15 protein-coding genes and 1 pseudogene are annotated in these 18,898 nt (G+C 41.2%); 11 read left to right on the top strand and 5 right to left on the bottom strand.

All coding sequences use genetic code 11. The features are described 5' to 3' along the window. Positions 1 to 31: 31 nt before the first annotated feature. Together CS889_RS00645 and topA are read right to left on the bottom strand one after the other, a co-directional pair. Complete coding sequence (locus tag CS889_RS00645) at positions 32 to 958, bottom strand: radical SAM protein (protein ID WP_089086524.1); 927 nt, start codon at positions 956 to 958, stop codon at positions 32 to 34. After that, on the bottom strand, positions 951 to 3,161 hold the full coding sequence (gene topA / locus CS889_RS00640; protein WP_089086523.1) for a type I DNA topoisomerase: 2,211 nt from the start codon (positions 3,159 to 3,161) through the stop codon (positions 951 to 953). Before topA ends, CS889_RS00645 begins: the two co-directional genes overlap by 8 nt. 166 nt (positions 3,162 to 3,327) lie before the next feature. Here topA and CS889_RS00635 point away from each other — a divergent pair, with 166 nt between their 5' ends. Both CS889_RS00635 and CS889_RS00630 read left to right on the top strand, forming a co-directional pair. After that, positions 3,328 to 4,872: a flagellin B gene (locus CS889_RS00635; protein ID WP_000010012.1), complete on the top strand. Its 1,545-nt coding sequence runs from the start codon at positions 3,328 to 3,330 to the stop codon at positions 4,870 to 4,872. A 47-nt stretch (positions 4,873 to 4,919) separates the two neighbouring features. After that, positions 4,920 to 6,803, top strand: coding sequence for a motility associated factor glycosyltransferase family protein (locus CS889_RS00630; RefSeq protein ID WP_172825084.1), 1,884 nt, complete (start codon positions 4,920 to 4,922; stop codon positions 6,801 to 6,803). Between the two features lie 13 nt (positions 6,804 to 6,816). On the opposite strand, the gene CS889_RS00625 is transcribed toward CS889_RS00630, so the two are convergent. Further along, entirely contained in the window at positions 6,817 to 7,113 is a 297-nt protein-coding gene (locus CS889_RS00625; protein ID WP_089086521.1) for a hypothetical protein, read from the bottom strand. A 20-nt stretch (positions 7,114 to 7,133) separates the two neighbouring features. After that, entirely contained in the window at positions 7,134 to 7,772 is a 639-nt protein-coding gene (locus tag CS889_RS00620) for a class II aldolase and adducin N-terminal domain-containing protein (protein WP_089086520.1), read from the bottom strand. A 239-nt stretch (positions 7,773 to 8,011) separates the two neighbouring features. Between CS889_RS00620 and CS889_RS00615 the strand changes: the two genes are divergently transcribed. From CS889_RS00615 to dnaK, 3 genes are read left to right on the top strand one after another with little or no spacing between them, the layout of a single operon-like run. After that, the gene (locus tag CS889_RS00615; protein WP_089086519.1) at positions 8,012 to 8,812 is read left to right on the top strand and encodes an HrcA family transcriptional regulator; all 801 of its coding nucleotides are present in this window, start codon (positions 8,012 to 8,014) and stop codon (positions 8,810 to 8,812) included. Continuing rightward, the gene (gene grpE / locus CS889_RS00610; RefSeq protein WP_089086518.1) at positions 8,812 to 9,387 is read left to right on the top strand and encodes a nucleotide exchange factor GrpE; all 576 of its coding nucleotides are present in this window, start codon (positions 8,812 to 8,814) and stop codon (positions 9,385 to 9,387) included. The genes CS889_RS00615 and grpE overlap by 1 nt, the downstream gene beginning before the upstream one ends. Positions 9,388 to 9,417: 30 nt before the next feature. Further along, a complete protein-coding gene (gene dnaK, locus CS889_RS00605) occupies positions 9,418 to 11,280 on the top strand; it encodes a molecular chaperone DnaK (RefSeq protein ID WP_089086517.1) in 1,863 nt (620 codons plus the stop codon). A 240-nt stretch (positions 11,281 to 11,520) separates the two neighbouring features. Here dnaK and CS889_RS00600 read toward each other — a convergent pair whose 3' ends face one another. Then, a complete protein-coding gene (locus tag CS889_RS00600) occupies positions 11,521 to 12,090 on the bottom strand; it encodes a hypothetical protein (protein WP_089086516.1) in 570 nt (189 codons plus the stop codon). 118 nt (positions 12,091 to 12,208) lie between these two features. Here CS889_RS00600 and CS889_RS00595 point away from each other — a divergent pair, with 118 nt between their 5' ends. The 6 genes and pseudogenes from CS889_RS00595 (at position 12,209) to tlpB (ending at position 18,874) form a co-directional block, all read left to right on the top strand. Continuing rightward, positions 12,209 to 13,126: an O-acetylserine-dependent cystathionine beta-synthase gene (locus CS889_RS00595; RefSeq protein WP_172825083.1), complete on the top strand. Its 918-nt coding sequence runs from the start codon at positions 12,209 to 12,211 to the stop codon at positions 13,124 to 13,126. A 20-nt stretch (positions 13,127 to 13,146) separates the two neighbouring features. Continuing rightward, a complete protein-coding gene (locus tag CS889_RS00590) occupies positions 13,147 to 14,289 on the top strand; it encodes a cystathionine gamma-synthase (RefSeq protein WP_089086514.1) in 1,143 nt (380 codons plus the stop codon). Between the two features lie 37 nt (positions 14,290 to 14,326). Beyond that, positions 14,327 to 14,785 (top strand): S-ribosylhomocysteine lyase, encoded by a 459-nt coding sequence (locus CS889_RS00585; protein WP_172825082.1) that lies wholly within the window; start codon positions 14,327 to 14,329, stop codon positions 14,783 to 14,785. A gap of 175 nt (positions 14,786 to 14,960) precedes the next feature. After that, positions 14,961 to 16,673, top strand: coding sequence for a bifunctional metallophosphatase/5'-nucleotidase (locus CS889_RS00580; protein WP_331712922.1), 1,713 nt, complete (start codon positions 14,961 to 14,963; stop codon positions 16,671 to 16,673). A gap of 101 nt (positions 16,674 to 16,774) precedes the next feature. Beyond that, a pseudogene (locus tag CS889_RS00575) lies at positions 16,775 to 16,963 on the top strand (bifunctional metallophosphatase/5'-nucleotidase); the annotation flags it as partial. 213 nt (positions 16,964 to 17,176) lie between these two features. Beyond that, positions 17,177 to 18,874, top strand: a complete 1,698-nt coding sequence (tlpB, locus tag CS889_RS00570; RefSeq protein ID WP_089086511.1) for a methyl-accepting chemotaxis protein TlpB — start codon at positions 17,177 to 17,179, stop codon at positions 18,872 to 18,874. The last annotated feature ends 24 nt before the right edge of the window (positions 18,875 to 18,898 follow it).

Raw genomic sequence — 18,898 nt, 5'->3', positions numbered from 1 at the left:
GTAAGGTAAAACTATGGGTTACCTATGGAGGTTAAAACGCGCAATAAAACTCCAAAGAGCCGACTTTTTTAATCGTGATTTGCTTATGGTTTAATAAAGTTTCTAAATGTTTAAAGGCGCTAGGCTCTAAGATTAGAGGAGCTTCTTCTGCGCTTAAAGGGCGCCTGGAAATTAAAGCGAGTAATTCATCTATACCGCAAGAAACCAATTTTTTAGCTTGAGTAATGGATCGTTTAGGCAAACTCACGCAAAGCCCTTCAAAAAATAAAGAGCATTTTAATAATTCATCTTCGCTTAATTTAGGGGCTTTAAAGCTTGAGGGCCTGTCTATGGTGCTTAAATCCACTCTGGCTATATTGATTTGTTTTAAAAATGCAGCGATGAGTTTTAAATTATTCGCGCTATCATTCACGCCCTTAATTAAAAGCACTTCAGCCACCAGTTGCCCCTGATAGATTTGAGAAAAGCGCAAAATCCCCTCTAAAATCTTGTTAATGTCTTTAGAATAGGGTTTATCCACTCTTTCAAAGGCTTTCAAATCAATAGCGTCTAAAGAAAATTTAACGATGTCAAATTCCTTCAAGGCTTGTTGGACTTTTGGATCATAAAAGAGTGAGCCGTTGCTTAAAATCAAAGTTTTAACGCCCTTTAAAAAAGGCTTGATGCTTTGGATAAGCTCTAATAAATGAGGGTATAGCGTGGGTTCGCCATTAGCGGTAATGGTTAAAACATCAATGGGGGTGGTGAGGTTGTTTAGGGCGTTTTGAATAGCGTTAATCAAGGTTTCCACTTTGATCACTTCTTCCATGCGTTCAATGGGCTTGGCTTTACCCAACTCGCAATAAATGCAATTGTAATTGCATTGTTTTTTAGAGGGCGATAAATCCACGCCCAAAGACTTCCCAAAACGCCTGGATAAAATAGGCCCAAAAACGACAGGCGGATTTTCTTTAGCCATTATCTTCCTCTAAAAACACGCGTTCTTTGCATTGAATGCATTCATGCGCCTTTTTTTTGCGATAGATTCTTTCACTCATCAAATAATGGCATTTCTCGCAACGCTTGTTGATGGGCTTATGGTTGGATAAAAAATTGCATTTAGGGTAGTTGTTACAGCCATAAAACGAGCCTTTTCTGCTCCTTTTTAAGGCAATATCCCCCCCGCATTCTGGGCATTTCACGCCTTCTATTGTTTCTTTTGCATTAGGGGTGTTTTTTAACGATTTGGTGTTTTTGCATTCAGGGTAGTTATTACAAGCTAAAAACGCCCCATTTCTGCTGAACTTTTGCACCATTTCCCCTCCGCATTTTTCGCACAATTCTTGCGTGGCTTCATTATCAGCGGTTTCAGTTTGTTTGACATATTTGCATTTAGGGTAATTGTTACAAGCGATAAACTCCCCATAACGGCTATTCTTTTTGACTAATTCCCCCCCGCATTTAGGGCATGATTGGCCGGTTTTTTCATGCACTTTTTGAGAGATGATATTCTTTTTCCCGGCTTCAATTTTATCCATAAAGGGGTAGTAAAAGTCCTTTAAAACTTGCTGGTAGTCGGCTTTATTTTGAGCGATATTGTCTAGTTCCTCTTCTAAAGAAGCGCTGAACTTGGAATCCACGATTTCTTCAAAATGCTTTTCTAAAATTTCCATCACTTTAAAAGCGCTCTCTAAAGCGCTAATCTGCTTTTTTTCTACCTTGATGTAGTCTCTGTTTTGTAAAAGAGAAATCGTTGGGGCGTAGGTGCTGGGCCTGCCTATGCCTAAACTTTCTAAAACTTTAATCAAACTCGCTTCTGAATAGCGCGCCGGAGGCTCTGTAACATGAGCGTTGCTCTCTAGTTTTTCTAATTTAATGGGGTCATTTTCTTTCAAATTAGGGAGCAATTTGTCCTTATCGTCATTGCCTAAGATTTTATAATAGCCACCAAAAAGGAGTTTTCTCCCACTCGCTTTAAACTCGCCTTTTTCACAAGCCACAACCACGCTTTGGCTTTCAAAAAGAGCGTCTTGCATTTGAGAAGCTAAAAAGCGTTTATAAATTAAAGTATAGAGCTTTAATTCTTCAGGTTTAAGGTAGTCTTTTAAGGCGTTTGGCTCTAAAATAATGGAAGTGGGTCTGATCGCTTCATGGGCTTCTTGGGCGTTTTTATTCTTGCTGGAATAGACTTTGGCTTTAGGGGGTAGGTAGTCTTTGCCATAGTCTTTTAAAATCTTAGCCCTCGCTTCTTCTAAAGCCTCTTTAGCGATATTCAAGCTATCAGTCCTCATGTAAGTGATCACCCCCATAACGCCTTGCGGGGTGGCTACACCCTCATATAATTTTTGAGCGATGCTCATGGTTTTTGTGGGCGAAAAGCCTAAAAGACTGGAAGCGCTTTGCTGTAAAGTGGAAGTCATGAAAGGGGGCGGTGTGGGGGATTTTTTGGATTTTTTAACGATACTAGAGATAGTGTAGCTTCCTTTTTCCAATTCGTTTTTAATCTCTTGGGCTTTTTTCCCATCAATCAGCTCTTGGGCTTTGAGTTTGTTACCCTTATAGCTGATGAGTTGCGCTTCTAAATTTGGCTCAAACAAAGCGTCTAGCGTGAAGTAGGTTAAAGGCTTAAAGGCTTTGATTTCCCTCTCTTTATCAACCACAAGCTTTAAGGCCGCGCTTTGCACCCGCCCAGCGCTCAAACCTTTAGTGATCTTTGATGCAATCAACGAGCTGAGCTTGAAACCCACGATCCGATCTAAAAAACGCCTGGCTTGTTGGGCATTGACCTTAGACATGTCAATTTGTCGTGGGGTTTTTAGAGCGTTTAAAATCGCATTTTGCGTGATCTCATGAAAAACAATCCTAGGATAGCTCTCTAATTTCCCCCCAATCAAACATGCCACATGATAGCCTATCGCTTCCCCTTCTCTGTCTTCATCGGTAGCGATATAAGTAATAGATGCCTTTTTAGAAAGCTCTATGATCTGTTTGACAAGCTCTTTGTGGTCTTTATCCACGACATAATTAGGAGTGAAGCCGGCTTCATCAATCTTAATGCCTAAAGCGAATTTGGATAAATCCCTGACATGCCCTTTAGAGGCAACAACTTCATAATTTTTATCCAAAAAATTTTTAATGGTTTTGGCTTTTGCGGGAGATTCTACGATAATAAGGTGCTTCATTGAACGCCTTTAATGGAATGTTTATACCTATTAATGAATGATTGTAGCATAGAATTTTGACTAAACGATTCATTAAACCATAAAATTCTATAACGGCGCTAAAAATCAAATAGTTGGAACACCCTTTGCTTGACTAACAGCAAATATCTATGCAAAGGATGCAAACATGAGTTTTAGGATAAATACCAATATCGCCGCTTTAACTTCTCATGCGGTAGGGGTTCAAAACAACAGAGACCTTTCAAGCTCGCTTGAAAAGTTAAGCTCAGGGCTTAGGATCAATAAAGCCGCTGACGATTCTAGTGGGATGGCGATCGCTGATAGCTTAAGGAGTCAAAGCGCGAATTTAGGCCAGGCGATTCGCAACGCTAATGACGCTATTGGTATGGTTCAAACCGCAGATAAAGCGATGGATGAGCAAATCAAAATCTTAGACACCATTAAAACCAAAGCCGTTCAAGCCGCTCAAGATGGGCAAACTTTAGAAAGCCGAAGAGCGCTCCAGAGCGATATTCAAAGGTTGCTAGAAGAACTAGACAATATCGCTAACACCACAAGCTTTAACGGCCAACAAATGCTTTCAGGAAGTTTTTCTAACAAAGAATTTCAAATTGGCGCGTATTCTAACACCACGGTTAAGGCGTCTATTGGCTCAACGAGCTCAGATAAGATTGGGCATGTGCGCATGGAAACTTCTTCTTTTAGTGGTGCAGGCATGCTCGCTAGCGCGGCGGCGCAAAACTTGACTGAAGTGGGATTGAATTTCAAACAAGTCAATGGCGTGAATGATTATAAGATTGAAACCGTGCGCATTTCTACAAGCGCTGGCACTGGGATTGGAGCGTTAAGCGAAATCATCAACCGCTTTTCTAACACTCTAGGCGTTAGGGCTTCTTATAATGTCATGGCCACCGGCGGCACTCCCGTGCAATCAGGAACCGTGAGAGAGCTTACCATTAATGGCGTAGAAATTGGGACCGTGAATGATGTGCATAAAAACGACGCCGACGGCAGATTGACTAACGCCATTAACTCCGTCAAAGACAGGACCGGCGTGGAAGCGAGCATGGATATTCAAGGGCGCATTAATTTGCACTCCATTGACGGGCGCGCGATTTCAGTGCATGCAGCGAGCGCGAGCGGTCAGGTTTTTGGGGGAGGGAATTTTGCAGGGATTTCTGGGACACAGCATGCGGTTATTGGGCGCTTAACCTTGACCAGAACCGACGCTAGAGACATCATTGTGAGCGGTGTGAATTTTAGCCATGTGGGCTTTCATTCTGCTCAAGGGGTGGCAGAATACACCGTGAATTTGAGAGCGGTTAGGGGCATTTTTGATGCGAATGTGGCTTCAGCAGCCGGAGCGAACGCTAATGGCGCGCAAGCGGAGACCAATTCTCAAGGTATAGGGGCTGGGGTAACAAGCCTTAAAGGGGCGATGATTGTGATGGATATGGCGGATTCAGCACGCACGCAATTAGACAAGATCCGATCGGATATGGGTTCGGTGCAAATGGAATTGGTTACCACCATTAATAATATTTCTGTAACCCAAGTGAATGTTAAAGCGGCTGAGTCTCAAATCAGAGATGTGGATTTTGCTGAAGAGAGTGCGAACTTTTCTAAATACAATATTTTGGCGCAAAGCGGGAGTTTTGCTATGGCGCAAGCGAATGCGGTGCAACAGAATGTCTTAAGGCTTTTACAATAACAGCCCTTAATTTAAGGGGGCGTTAGCCCTTTTTATAAGTTAAAATAATGGATATTTATCAAAAAAACTTACAAGCTCTTTTCAAAAAAGACCCTCTTTTGTTCGCAAAGCTCAAAGCCATTAAAGAAAACAAAAAATACGAAGTGTTTTTAGGGAATGATAGCGCGAATTTCAACCTCTTAGATAAAGAAACAAACACGCCCTTATTTGAAAAAAGCCCGCTAGATTCAAGCTTAGAGTTATACAAAAATAGCGAAATTTACATGCTTTATCCTTATTTGTATTATTTTGGCTTGGGTAATGGGGTGTTTTATCGCTTGCTTTTAGGCAATGGCAATTTAAAACGCTTGGTGGTCATTGAGCCTGAAATAGAAATTATTTTCATTGTGCTGAATCTCTTGGATTTTTCCACTGAGATTTTAGAAAATCGTTTGATCTTGTTGCATGCAAGTTTTTGCAATTACAACATGATCGCTTCATTATTTGATATGGATAAAAAATCTCGTTTATACGCAAGAATGTATGATTTAAAACTTTTTAACGCTTATTATGAACGATACTCTCATCAAATGATAGGAATCAACCAGCATTTCACGCGCGCTTTAGAGCATGGCGCTATTAGCGTGGGCAATGACGCTAAAGACGCGCTGATAGGCATCAAACAGCATGCCGCTAATTTGCCTGAAGTCGTCAAAAGCCCTAGTTTGGTGGATTTTGTGAATGCTTTGAAAAACAGAGACACCGCTATTATTGTTTCAACCGGGCCTAGTTTGAACAAGCAACTCCCCCTTTTAAAAGAAATCGCTCCTTATGCGACGCTCTTTTGCATTGATGCTTCTTTCCCTATTCTAGCCAGAGCCGGTATCAAGCCTGATATTGTGCTGTCTTTAGAAAGGGTGGATTTAACGGCGAAATTCTACGAAGAAACCCCCTTAGATTTTCAAGAAGGCGTTATTTTTGCTTTGACTTCCATTGTGCATAAACGATTGATTCAAGCGATTAAAAAGGGGGTTAAGCAATTCAGCTTCCGCCCCTTTGGTTATACCAACCTTTTTGATTTGCACCAGTATGGTTATGTGGGCATAGGCATGAGTGCAGCGAACATGGCGTATGAATTAGTGGTGCATTCTCGTTTCAAAAGATGCGTGTTTATCGGGCAAGATTTGAGCTTTTCACAAAGCGGTAACAGCCATGCTAGTGGGGCGATTTATGGCGATAAAGAGATCAAGCCTAAAAAGGATAAAGATAAGATTTTTATAGAAAAATATGGGGGTAATGGGGAAGTAGAAACCACTTTAGTGTGGAAACTTTTCTTAGAATTTTTTGAAAAAGATATTTTTAACACGCCCTATAAACTAGAAGTCATTAATGCTACTGAAGGGGGGGCTAGGATTAAAGGGACTAAAGAAATGCCCTTTAAAGAAGTGTGCGAAAGAATAGATAAATCCAAGCCAAAGCCCCCTATCAATCTTATTTATCCTACCCAATCAGAGCAAGATAAAAATTTAAAAATCGCCAAACAAAAATGCGAAGAAATCATCAAATACGCCAATGAGAAAAAAACGCAAGTTGAAGAAGCGTTTTTAAAGGTGGCAGAGTTTTTAGAAAAAGTGGAAAAGCTTCATGAAGAAAACAAATTAGAAGAGTTGGATTTTGAAGAATTAGAAAATCTGAGTGCTGAAATTGACAACGTTAAAGAGCTTTTTGATGACAAGCGATTCAATTCGTATTTCATGGATGCGATACAATCTTACATCTTCCACCAGGAATTGCATATCGCTGAAATCGTGTGTAAAAAAACGAATAATAAAGACGGATTAAGGGCTAAGCAATTAGAATACATTTACGCGCACAAATACTGGCTTTTCAGTTTAGCGGGTGGGATGGATTGCGTGATAGAAGCGATTAAAATGGCTTTGAAGGAATGGTAAAACCCCCCTTTTTTTAAGCGTATGTGTCTAGGCTGGAATAAATTTCAGGGGCATTTTCGCTATCAGCAAGGCTTTTTTCAACTTGGGATTTATCCTTGATTTCGCCGTCGTTGTTGATAGCGTTTAAAGCTTGTAACCGGTCAAAATCAGGGGCGTTTTGCGTATTGTTTTGACTGAAACCATCTTGAATACTGCTTTGTTGTAAATCCTGCTCTACTTGATTCCTGTCCTTTATGGTTGCGTCATTATTGATATTATTCAAGGTTTGGAGTTGCGTGAAATTAGGGGTGTAATGGGTGTTGATGGTCATGTTTTATCCTTTTTAGCTTTTTACACGCTCAATCGTGGATCGTCATTATAGCAATAATCCATTAAATCGCCCAATCGTAAAACCTTGCATGAATTTTCAATCAAATCAAAAACTTCCATGAGTTTAGAAAGCTCCCTATGGTAGGCAAAAATCCCACACCCCTTAATGAAAACAAAATATTTTTTGCTCTCTTGCAGTTGGCGTAAAATTTCTGTATCCGCTCTTTCTTGCCAGCTGTCATAGTCTTTGGGGTTAAAAATGGTGATTTCTTCGCCCAAAGAACGATACCCTAAATAATCCCTAGGGAGCAATCGGTTATGGCGCAAAGAATACGCCAAACTATAAGGAGGGCGCACGTAAGCGATGAATTTAGCGTCCAAAAACTCCCTATACACGCTCGCATGAATGGGCGAATCCAGGCTCGCTTCTTTCCAGCGGTAATCTATCTTGTCATGCAAGACCAGTAAGGTGTTTTCATTCAATTGATCAAAAACAGCGTTTCTTTTATTGATCACAAACTGATTAGCGCCAATGCGCGCCGAAATGGAGCCTTGATAAAGCCCAAAAAAACCCTTTCTAAACATGGATAATGAAATGCTTTGGAGCGAATGAATCAGCCCACTGTCAATGCCTCTTGTGTGTGTGTTCATGTTTAACATGATAACAAGTTTTTTTAATAAAAGGTATTAGTTGCCCAACAGATCTAAATTAAATCAAATCTATAAAAAATCTTAATTTAATGCTAGTAAATAAATTTAGTGATACAGACTAAACTTTAAAGAAAAATCGGGTAATTTTTATCACTTTTTCAAAACAAGTGATAGATTATTAACTTTTTGCGCTATAATGCGATCGTTCTTTCATCAAAATGGTGATTGACGAGATGTTTTAAATAACGATGTTAAAAAGAATTAAAGTAGGTTCTGATTTGAATAAAAAAGAGAGTTTGTTAGATGCGTTTGTTAAAACCTATCTGCAGACTTTAGAACCCATTAGCTCTAAACGCTTGAAAGAGTTGGCGAATTTGAAAGTGTCTTGCGCGACGATCAGGAATTATTTTCAAATCCTTTCTAAAGAAGGCATGCTCCATCAAGCCCATTCTAGCGGCGCTAGATTGCCTACTTTTAAGGCGTTTGAAAACTATTGGCAAAAGTCGTTGCGCTTTGAAATTTTAAAGGTGAATGAAAAACGCTTAAAAAGCGCGAGTGAAAACTTTGGGCTTTTTGCGCTGTTAAAAAAACCCAGCTTGGAGCGTTTGGAAAGGGTCATTGAGTGTGAAAAACGCTTTTTGATTTTGGATTTTTTAGCGTTTTCTTGCGCGGTGGGTTACAGCGTTAAAATGGAGAAATTTTTATTAGAGCTTGTGGGCAGGAGCGTTAAAGAAGTGCGTTTAATCGCTGCTTCTGTCAATGCGTTGAGTTTGGCCAGGCAATTAGAGCGCTTGGAGTATTCCAGTACGCAAATGACACGCTTTAATCTGATGGGGTTAAAAACGCTTTTAAACAGCCCTTTATTTTTTGACATTTTAGAGGGTAAGGTTTTGGAGCGTTTCAAAAAGGGGTTGCATTTTATAGAGCCTGATTGCATGCTAGTAACACGCCCTATAGAATTTCAAAACGAGCAAGCGCAACTGCTTTGCGTGGGGAAGTTGGAATGCGACTATGAAGGGTTTTTTCAAACGATTTCTGAGGAGGAATAATGAAAGATGAACACAACCAAGAACACGATCATTTAAGCCCAAAAGAGCCAGAATTTTGCGAAAAGGTTTGCGCTTGCAAAGAACAACAAGGTGAAGAAAAGCAAGAAGCGAGCGAAAAAGAACGCGAGATCAAGGAAGATTTTGAGCTTAAATACAAAGAAATGCATGAACAATATTTAAGAGCGCATGCGGATTTTGAAAACGTGAAAAAGCGCTTAGAAAGAGACAAGAGCATGGCGTTAGAGTATGCGTATGAAAAAATCGCATTGGATCTATTGCCGGTGATTGATGCGCTTCTTGGGGCTCATAAGAGCGCTTTAGAAGTGGATAAAGAGAGCGCTTTAACCAAAGGCTTGGAGCTTACGATGGAAAAATTGCATGAAGTTTTGGCAAGGCATGGCATTGAGGGGATTGAATGCTTAGAAGAATTTGATCCTAATTTCCACAATGCGATCATGCAAGTCAAAAGCGAAGAAAAAGAAAACGGGAAAATCGTGCAGGTTTTGCAACAGGGTTACAAGTATAAGGGTAGGGTTTTGAGGCCGGCAATGGTGAGCATTGCTAAAAACGATTAAAACATTTATTTTAATAAGAAAGGATAACGCATGGGAAAAGTTATTGGAATTGATTTAGGGACAACCAACTCCGCAATGGCGGTTTATGAAGGCAATGAAGCGAAGATTATTGCGAATAAAGAGGGTAAAAACACCACTCCTTCTATTGTAGCCTTTACGGATAAGGGCGAGATTTTAGTGGGCGAGAGCGCCAAAAGACAAGCGGTTACTAACCCAGAAAAAACCATTTATTCTATTAAAAGAATCATGGGCTTGATGTTTAATGAAGATAAGGCTAAAGAAGCTGAAAAACGCTTGCCTTATAAGATTGTGGATAGGAATGGGGCTTGCGCGATTGAGATTTCAGGTAAAATTTATACCCCTCAAGAAATTTCAGCCAAAATTTTAATGAAGCTCAAAGAAGACGCTGAAAGTTATTTGGGCGAAAGCGTTACGGAAGCGGTTATCACGGTTCCTGCTTATTTTAACGACAGCCAAAGGAAGGCGACTAAAGAAGCCGGCACGATTGCAGGGCTTAACGTTTTAAGGATCATCAATGAGCCTACCAGCGCGGCGTTAGCTTACGGCTTGGATAAAAAAGAGAGCGAAAAAATCATGGTTTATGATTTGGGTGGGGGGACTTTTGACGTTACCGTGTTAGAAACAGGCGATAATGTCGTGGAAGTTTTAGCCACAGGGGGCGATGCGTTTTTGGGGGGCGATGATTTTGACAATCGTGTGATCGATTTCTTAGCGGCTGAGTTTAAAAGTGAAACGGGCATTGAGATTAAAAACGATGTGATGGCGTTGCAACGCCTGAAAGAAGCGGCTGAAAACGCTAAAAAAGAACTAAGCTCTGCGATGGAGACTGAAATCAATTTGCCCTTTATCACCGCAGACGCTACCGGGCCTAAACACTTGGTTAAAAAACTCACTAGGGCTAAATTTGAAAGCTTGACAGAAGATCTCATGGAAGAAACGATTTCTAAAATTGAAAGCGTGATTAAAGACGCGGGGCTAACCAAAAATGAGATTTCAGAAGTGGTGATGGTGGGAGGCTCTACTCGTATCCCTAAAGTCCAAGAAAGGGTGAAAGCGTTTATTAATAAAGAGTTGAATAAAAGCGTGAATCCTGATGAGGTCGTAGCGGTGGGAGCGAGCATTCAAGGGGGCGTGTTAAAAGGCGATGTGAAAGATGTGCTTTTATTAGACGTTACGCCCTTAAGCCTTGGGATTGAAACTTTAGGGGGCGTGATGACTAAAGTGATTGATAGAGGCACGACTGTTCCTGCGAAAAAATCTCAAGTGTTCTCAACCGCTGAAGACAACCAGCCCGCTGTGTCTATCATGGTTTTACAAGGCGAAAGGGAATTGGCAAGGGATAATAAATCTTTGGGTAAATTTGATTTGCAAGGCATCGCGCCAGCTCCAAGGGGCGTGCCGCAAATTGAAGTAACCTTTGATATTGACGCTAACGGGATTTTAACCGTGTCAGCGCAAGATAAAAATACCGGCAAAAGCCAAGAGATTAAAATTTCTGGCTCTAGCGGGTTGTCTGATAGCGAAATTGAAAAAATGGTTAAAGACGCTGAATTGCACAAAGAAGAAGACGCCAGGAAGAAAGAAGTGATTGAAGCGAGAAACCATGCCGATAGTTTGGCGCACCAAACCCAAAAGAGCCTTGATGAGCATAAGGCGAATTTGAATGAAAACGACGCTAATGAGATCCAAAACGCCATTAACGCCCTTAAAGATTGCATCAAAAACGATAACGCTACTAAAGCGGAGCTTGAAGACAAAACCAAAGCGTTAGCGCAAGCGGCTCAAAAACTAGGCGAAGCCATGGCGAATAAAAACAACGCCGAGCAGCCCAAGAAAAAAGACGATGATGTGATTGATGCGGAAGTGGAGTGAAATTTAAACGCGCTTAAAAACTTCTTTCAAGCGGGCGGTTTTAATCAAAACTTGCTTGCTTTTCTCATTTTCATCAATGGGATACCAATTACAAAATCTAAAAAATAGCGTTTTTTAATCCAAATATCAAAGCTTGGTTTTAATCAAATGATAGTTTTTCAAGGTTTAGTTTAAAAAGCGTTGGTGGGATTTTAGGAAAATCCCTTATGAGGGAGTTCCTTTTTGGTATGGGGTTGTTTCTTAATGGCTTGCGCTAGATGGCTCTAATTTAAAATGCACAGTGGGGATTTGATTGAATTCATTAATAAGGCGTAAAAAATCGTTGGTAATGCTTTCAAGATCGGCTTCTAAATCGTCATAGAGCTTTCGATAGCATGCGTTTTCAATAACGATCTTGTCATACGCCAAGCATTTTTGGCACTCTTCTTTCTTATCCTCCTCGTCGGATCGACCTATGCAAAGAGAAATCTTTTTCAAATCTTCCCAACAGTAAGCAAACCAAAGGTAAAAACCTTTTTTGGGGGTTGGTTTTTTACCATTGACAAACTCTTCCCCTAAAATATCCTGACGGCAAAAGGCGATGGATGGCTCATGGGATAAGTCCCAAGAGCCAAGACTGATTTTGCACGCACAACCCCATGGCGCTAAAAACTTGTTCAGCCCTCTTTGACTTGAAACATACTTTGGTATCTTTGGTTTTTTACCCGTTTGCTTTTCCTCTTGTGCTTTAGCATCTATTAGCGCTACAAACTCTCTTAACAAGTCTTGGAACGCTTTTCTTTGCTCCTCATTCCATTCTATCGTTTTCATGAAAGCTCCTTGATCGATCTTAATAAGCTCAAATTTTATCCTTAATTTTACTCCATTTAATGAGTTTAGGCATAATCGCTAAAATTGAGTTATCGTTATTTTTATTATAGGAGGAATCATGATCCTTACCGCAATGCAAGACGCCATAGGCCGCACTCCCATTTTTAAATTCACCAGAAAGGATTACCCCATTCCCTTAAAGTCCGCCATTTACGCCAAACTAGAGCATCTAAACCCAGGAGGGAGCGTTAAAGACCGCTTAGGCCAATACCTCATAAAAGAAGCGTTTAGAACGCGCAAAATCACTTCCACAACGACCATCATTGAGCCTACCGCAGGCAATACCGGCATCGCTCTAGCTTTAGTGGCGATCAAGCACCATCTTAAAACCATCTTTGTTGTCCCGGAAAAATTCAGCACAGAAAAACAACAAATCATGAGAGCTTTGGGGGCTTTAGTGATCAACACGCCTACTAGTGAGGGGATTTCTGGTGCTATTAAAAAAAGTAAAGAGCTAGCCGAAAGTATCCCTGATAGCTATTTGCCCTTGCAATTTGAAAACCCTGATAATCCCGCAGCCTACTACCACACCCTAGCCCCTGAAATTGTCCAAAAATTAGGCACAAACCTTACGAGCTTTGTAGCTGGGATAGGGAGTGGTGGCACTTTTGCAGGCACGGCTAAGTATTTGAAAGAACGCATCCCTAACATTCGCTTGATTGGGGTGGAGCCGGAGGGTTCTATTTTGAATGGGGGAGAGCCTGGACCTCATGAGATTGAGGGCATTGGCGTGGAGTTCATCCCCCCTTTTTTCGCAAACTTGGATATTGATCGTTTTGAAACGATCTCAGATGAAGAGGGTTTTAGTTATACTAGGAAATTGGCTAAGAAAAACGGCTTATTAGTGGGGAGCTCTAGCGGTGCAGCTTTTGCGGCAGCCTTAAAAGAGGTGCAACGCCTCCCCGAAGGCAGCCAGGTTTTAACCATTTTCCCGGATGTTGCCGATCGTTATCTTTCTAAAGGTATTTATTCATGAATTCATCAAAAGGAAAAACCATGCGCATGCAAACCAAATTAATCCATGGGGGCATTAGTGAGGACACGACAACGGGGGCGGTGAGCGTGCCTATTTATCAAACTTCCACCTACCGCCAAGACGCCATAGGCCGCCACAAGGGCTATGAATACTCTCGCTCAGGCAACCCCACGCGCTTTGCTTTAGAAGAGCTCATCGCCGATTTAGAAGGGGGGGTTAAGGGGTTCGCTTTCGCTTCTGGTTTAGCCGGGATCCACGCCGTTTTTTCCCTCTTGCAATCAGGCGATCATGTGTTATTGGGCGATGATGTTTATGGGGGGACTTTCCGCTTGTTTAATAAAGTGCTTGTCAAAAACGGGCTTTCTTGCACCATTATAGACACTAGCGACATATCCCAAATTAAAAAGGCTATCAAGCCCAACACCAAAGCCCTTTATTTAGAGACCCCTAGTAACCCCTTGCTTAAAATCACGGATTTAGCGCAATGCGCTAGTGTCGCTAAAGCTCATGGTTTGCTCACTATCGTGGATAACACCTTTGCCACCCCCTATTGCCAAAACCCGCTTCTTTTGGGGGCGGACATTGTGGCGCATAGCGGCACAAAATACTTAGGCGGGCATAGCGATGTGGTTGCCGGGCTTGTAACCACCAATAATGAAGCGCTAGCCCAAGAGATCGCTTTTTTTCAAAACGCTATCGGTGGGGTTTTAGGCCCTCAAGACAGTTGGCTGTTGCAAAGAGGGATTAAAACATTGGGATTGCGCATGGAAGCTCATCAAAAAAACGCCCTTTGCGTGGCTGAATTTTTAGAAAAACACCCTAAAGTGGAAAGGGTTTATTACCCAGGCCTACCCACCCACCCTAATCACGAGCTAGCCAAAGCCCAAATGCGTGGCTTTAGCGGGATGCTCTCTTTCACTCTCAAAAATGACAGCGAGGCGGCTCTTTTTGTAGAAAGCCTTAAATTATTCATTTTGGGCGAGAGTTTGGGCGGAGTGGAAAGTTTGGTGGGGATTCCAGCGTTAATGACCCATGCGTGTATCCCTAAAGCGCAACGAGAAGCTGCCGGAATCAAAGATGGTTTGGTGCGCTTGTCTGTGGGGATTGAGCATGAACAGGATTTGTTAGAAGATTTAGAGCAAGCGTTCGCTAAAATAAGCTAAAGTTTCATTACAATTTATGAATGAAGGAGTTAAAAACATGAAAATGAATGTAGAGAGTTTCAATTTGGATCACACTAAAGTCAAAGCCCCTTATGTGCGTGTCGCTGATCGCAAAAAGGGCGCTAATGGGGATGTGATTGTCAAATACGATGTGCGCTTCAAGCAGCCCAACCAAGATCACATGGACATGCCTAGCCTGCACTCTTTAGAGCATTTAGTCGCTGAAATCATCCGTAACCATGCCAATTATATCGTGGATTGGTCGCCTATGGGTTGCCAAACGGGGTTTTATCTCACGGTGCTAAACCATGACAATTACACAGAGATTTTAGAGGTTTTAGAAAAGACGATGCAAGACGTGTTAAAGGCTAAAGAAGTGCCTGCCAGCAATGAAAAGCAATGCGGTTGGGCGGCTAACCACACTTTAGAGGGTGCGCAGAATTTAGCGCGCGCTTTTTTGGACAAACGCGCTGAGTGGTCTGAAGTGGGGGTTTGATGAATGGGGGGGAATGATTTTACTCCCCTACCCCCTTATCTATTTTACCCATTTAGGCGTTGCATTTTAATCAAAATCATCGTATCAGTGTTAATATTATGTAAAAATAATGCTATGAATATCTTTCACTAGGAAAATTTCAATGAGAAAATTGATTTTATTCATCTTTTTAACGCTGGTGCTTTCAATATCTGCAAAAGAAGTCAAAATCGTGTTTTTAGAAACTTCAGACATTCATGGGCGGCTTTTTTCGTATGATTATGCGGTGGGGGAGCAAAAACCCAATAACGGCTTGACAAGGATTGCGACTTTAATCAAAAAGCAGAGGGCTGAAAATAAAAACGTGGTTTTGATTGACAGCGGGGATTTGTTGCAAGGCAATAGCGCGGAGTTGTTTAATAATGAGCCTGTTCACCCGCTAGTTAGAGCCGAAAACGATTTGAAATTTGATGTTCGTGTGCTTGGCAATCATGAGTTTAACTTCAGTAAAGATTTTTTAGAAAAGAATATTAAGGGGTTTAATGGCGATGTCGTGAATGCGAATATCATTAAAATTGCGGACAATAAGCCGTTTGTAAAACCTTATGTGATTAAAAAAATTGATGGCGTGAGGGTGGCGGTTGTGGGGTTTTTGGTGCCGCATGTCCCAACTTGGGAGGCCTCTACGCCTGAACATTTTGCGGGCTTGGAGTTTTTGGACGCTGAAGAAGCGCTAAAAAAGACCTTGAAAGAGTTAAAAGGGAAGTATGACATTTTGATTGGCGCTTTTCACTTGGGGCGAGAAGATGAGAAAGGTGGCGACGGGATACCGGATTTGGCGAAAAAATTCCCGCAATTTGACATCATTTTTGCTGGGCATGAGCATGCGGTTTATAACACCAAAGTGGGAAAGGTGCATACCATTGAGCCTGGAGCGTATGGGGCTTATCTGGCAAAAGGCGTGGTGGTGTTTGACACCCAAACGAAGAAAAAAACCATAACGACTGAAAATTTACCCACAAAAGATGCGCCAGAAGATGAAGAATTGGCGAAAAAATACGAATATGTGGATAAAAAATCAAAAGAATACGCTAACGAAGTGGTCGGCGAAGTGACAAAAACCTTTATTGACAGGCCTGATTTTATCACAGGAGAAGAAAAAATCACCACGATGCCAACCGCCGCCTTGCAAGAAACACCGGTGATAGAATTGATCAACAAGGTCCAAAAATATTACGCAAAAGCCGATGTTTCAGCGGCAGCCTTATTCAATTTTGGGGCGAATTTGAAAAAAGGGCCTTTCAAAAGGAAAGATGTCGCCTACATTTATAAATTCGCTAATACGCTCATTGGGGTGCGTATCACGGGTGAAAATCTGTTGAAATACATGGAATGGTCATATAAATTTTACAACCAATTGCAACCGGGCGATTTGACGATCAGTTTTAATGAAAATGTTCGTGGCTATAATTTTGATATGTTTTCTGGCGTGAAATACCAAGTTGATGTTACCAAACCCGCCGGGCAAAGAATCATTAATCCGACAATTAACGGAAAACCCATTGACCCTAAAGCGGTCTATAAATTAGCGATCAACAATTACCGATTCGGGACATTATCCACGACTTTAAAATTGGTTACGGACGCTGATAGGTATTATGATTCTTACGATGCATTGCAAGATAACGGGCAAATACGGGATTTGATTATTAAATACATCACTGAAAAAAAAGGCTCAAAAGTAACGCCTGAACTGGAACATAACTGGGAAATCATCAACTACGATTTCAAAAACCCGTTGTTGGAAAAATTGGCAGAAAAATTAAAAGAGGGGAGCATCAAAATCCCCACTTCAAAAGACGGGAGGACTTTGAACGTCAAATCCATTAAGGAAAGTGAAGTTGAATAAGATTTTTTATTTTTATTATTTTATTTTTAAGCCTAGCTTAAAAAAGGGTGTTCTATAATCCTAAATTGTTGGTTTTTCACTTTGTTAGCGGTTTTCAAACCACTGAAGAAAAAAACGCAAAAGTAACCCCTGAATTGGAGCATAACTGGGAAATCATCAACTACGATTTCAAAAACCCGTTGTTGGAAAAATTGGCAGAAAAATTAAAAGAGGGGAGCATCAAAATCCCCACTTCAAAAGACGGGAGGACTTTGAACGTCAAATCCATTAAGGAAAGTGGAGTTGAATAAGATTTTTTATTTTTATTATTTTATTTTTAAGCCTAACTTAAAAAAGGGTGTTCTATAATTCTAGATTGTTGGTTTTTCACTTTGTTAGCGGTTTTCAAACCACCGGATTTTAATTTTATTTAGCGCCACTCATTTTTCGGGGGGGGGGGGGGTGCATTTAGAAGCTGAACTCTCAAATTAGGGTTTTACTTAAAAATGATTGATAGGAGATAAATGATGTTTGCTTCAGTATTTGCTTCGCTAGGGACTCGTATTATGTTTGTCGTGCTAGCCGCTCTTTTAGGTTTAGGGGGGCTTTTTATTGGTTTTGTAAAGGTTATGCAAAAAGATGTGTTAGCGCAACTCATGGAGCATTTAGAAACCGGGCAATACAAAAAGCGTGAAAAAACGCTCGCTTACATAACTAAGCTTCTTGAACAGGGCATTCATGGGTATTACAAAAGTTTTGACAATGCTACTGCAAGAAAAATGGTGTTGGATTATTTCAAGCGCATCAACGACGATAAGGGCATGATTTATATGGTGGTGGTGGATAAAAACGGGGTGGTATTATTTGATCCAGTCAATCCTAAAACCGTGGGCCAATCAGGGCTTGGCTTACAAAGCGTTGATGGGGTGTATTATGTTAGGGGGTATTTGGAAGCGGCTAAAAAAGGGGGAGGCTACACTTATTATAAAATGCCCAAATACGATGGGGGCGTGCCGGAGAAAAAATTCGCCTACTCGCATTATGATGAGGTGTCTCAAATGGTGATCGCAGCGACTTCTTACTACACTGACATTAACACCGAAAATCAAGCGATCACAGAAGGCGTGGGTAAGGTTTTTAATGAAAACACCGCAAAATTATTCCTTTGGATACTGACAGCGATGATAGCGTTAGTGGTTTTGACGCTCATATACGCTAAATTGAGGATCGTGAAACGCATTGATGAACTGGTCCTTAAAATCAACGCTTTTAGCCACGGGGATAAGGATTTGAGGACCAAAATTGATGTGGGTGATCGCAACGATGAAATCTCGGAAGTGGGCCGTGGGGTCAATTTGTTTGTGGAAAACGCCCGCTTGATTATGGAAGAGATTAAAGGGATTTCCACTTCCAATAAAACTTCAATGGATAAATTAGTCCAAATCGCGCAAGAAACCCAAAAGAGCATGAAAGATTCCTCAACCACCCTAAATTCCGTAAAAAATAAAGCCATGGATGTAGCGAGCATGATGAATGCTTCCATAGAGCAGTCTCAAGGGTTAAGGAAGCGTTTGATTGAAACGCAAGGGCTTGTCAAAGAGAGCAAGGATGCGATTGGGGATTTATTTTCTCAAATCATAGAGAGCGCGCACACTGAAGAGGAACTCTCTAGCCAAGTGGAGCAATTAAGCCGTAACGCTGATGATGTCAAATCCATTCTGGATATTATTAATGATATTGCCGATCAAACCAATCTTTTAGCCCTAAACGCTGCTATTGAAGCCGCAAGGGCTGGCGAGCATGGCAGAGGCTTTGCGGTGGTGGCTGATGAAGTCAGGAATTTAGCCGGGCGCACTCAAAAGTCCTTAGCCGAAATCAATTCCACTATCATGGTGATTGTCCAAGAAATCAACGCCGTGAGTTCGCAAATGAATCTCAATTCGCAAAAAATGGAACGCTTGAGCGACATGAGTAAAAGCGTGCAAGAAACTTACGAAAAAATGAGTTCTAATTTAAGCTCAGTCGTGTCAGACAGTAATCAAAGCATGGACGATTACGCCAAATCCGGACGCCAAATTGAAGCTATGGTAAGCGATTTTGTAGGAGTGGAAAAAGTGGCTTCTAAAACTTTAGCGGATTCTTCAGATATTTTAAATATCGCCACGCATGTGAGTGGAACGACCATGAATTTAGACAAACAAGTGAATTTGTTTAAAACTTAATCAAGGGGAGTTTATTAAAAAAGG

Source organism: Helicobacter pylori (assembly GCF_900120335.1).
In the GTDB taxonomy this organism is placed as follows: Bacteria; Campylobacterota; Campylobacteria; order Campylobacterales; family Helicobacteraceae; genus Helicobacter; species Helicobacter pylori_BU.
This window is presented reverse-complemented; position numbering and strand designations above follow the sequence as displayed.

Bases quoted from the DNA above. Each gene is read 5' to 3' on its own strand.
- CS889_RS00630 (WP_172825084.1), top strand. From the start codon at position 4,920: ATGGATATTTATCAAAAAAACTTACAAGCTCTTTTCAAAAAAGACCCT.
- dnaK (WP_089086517.1), top strand. From the start codon at position 9,418: ATGGGAAAAGTTATTGGAATTGATTTAGGGACAACCAACTCCGCAATG.
- topA (WP_089086523.1), bottom strand. From the start codon at position 3,161: ATGAAGCACCTTATTATCGTAGAATCTCCCGCAAAAGCCAAAACCATT.
- CS889_RS00645 (WP_089086524.1), bottom strand. From the start codon at position 958: ATGGCTAAAGAAAATCCGCCTGTCGTTTTTGGGCCTATTTTATCCAGG.
- CS889_RS00600 (WP_089086516.1), bottom strand. From the start codon at position 12,090: ATGAAAACGATAGAATGGAATGAGGAGCAAAGAAAAGCGTTCCAAGAC.
- grpE (WP_089086518.1), top strand. From the start codon at position 8,812: ATGAAAGATGAACACAACCAAGAACACGATCATTTAAGCCCAAAAGAG.
- tlpB (WP_089086511.1), top strand. From the start codon at position 17,177: ATGATGTTTGCTTCAGTATTTGCTTCGCTAGGGACTCGTATTATGTTT.
- CS889_RS00620 (WP_089086520.1), bottom strand. From the start codon at position 7,772: ATGTTAAACATGAACACACACACAAGAGGCATTGACAGTGGGCTGATT.
- CS889_RS00625 (WP_089086521.1), bottom strand. From the start codon at position 7,113: ATGACCATCAACACCCATTACACCCCTAATTTCACGCAACTCCAAACC.
- CS889_RS00595 (WP_172825083.1), top strand. From the start codon at position 12,209: ATGATCCTTACCGCAATGCAAGACGCCATAGGCCGCACTCCCATTTTT.
- CS889_RS00590 (WP_089086514.1), top strand. From the start codon at position 13,147: ATGCGCATGCAAACCAAATTAATCCATGGGGGCATTAGTGAGGACACG.
- CS889_RS00585 (WP_172825082.1), top strand. From the start codon at position 14,327: ATGAAAATGAATGTAGAGAGTTTCAATTTGGATCACACTAAAGTCAAA.
- CS889_RS00615 (WP_089086519.1), top strand. From the start codon at position 8,012: ATGTTAAAAAGAATTAAAGTAGGTTCTGATTTGAATAAAAAAGAGAGT.
- CS889_RS00635 (WP_000010012.1), top strand. From the start codon at position 3,328: ATGAGTTTTAGGATAAATACCAATATCGCCGCTTTAACTTCTCATGCG.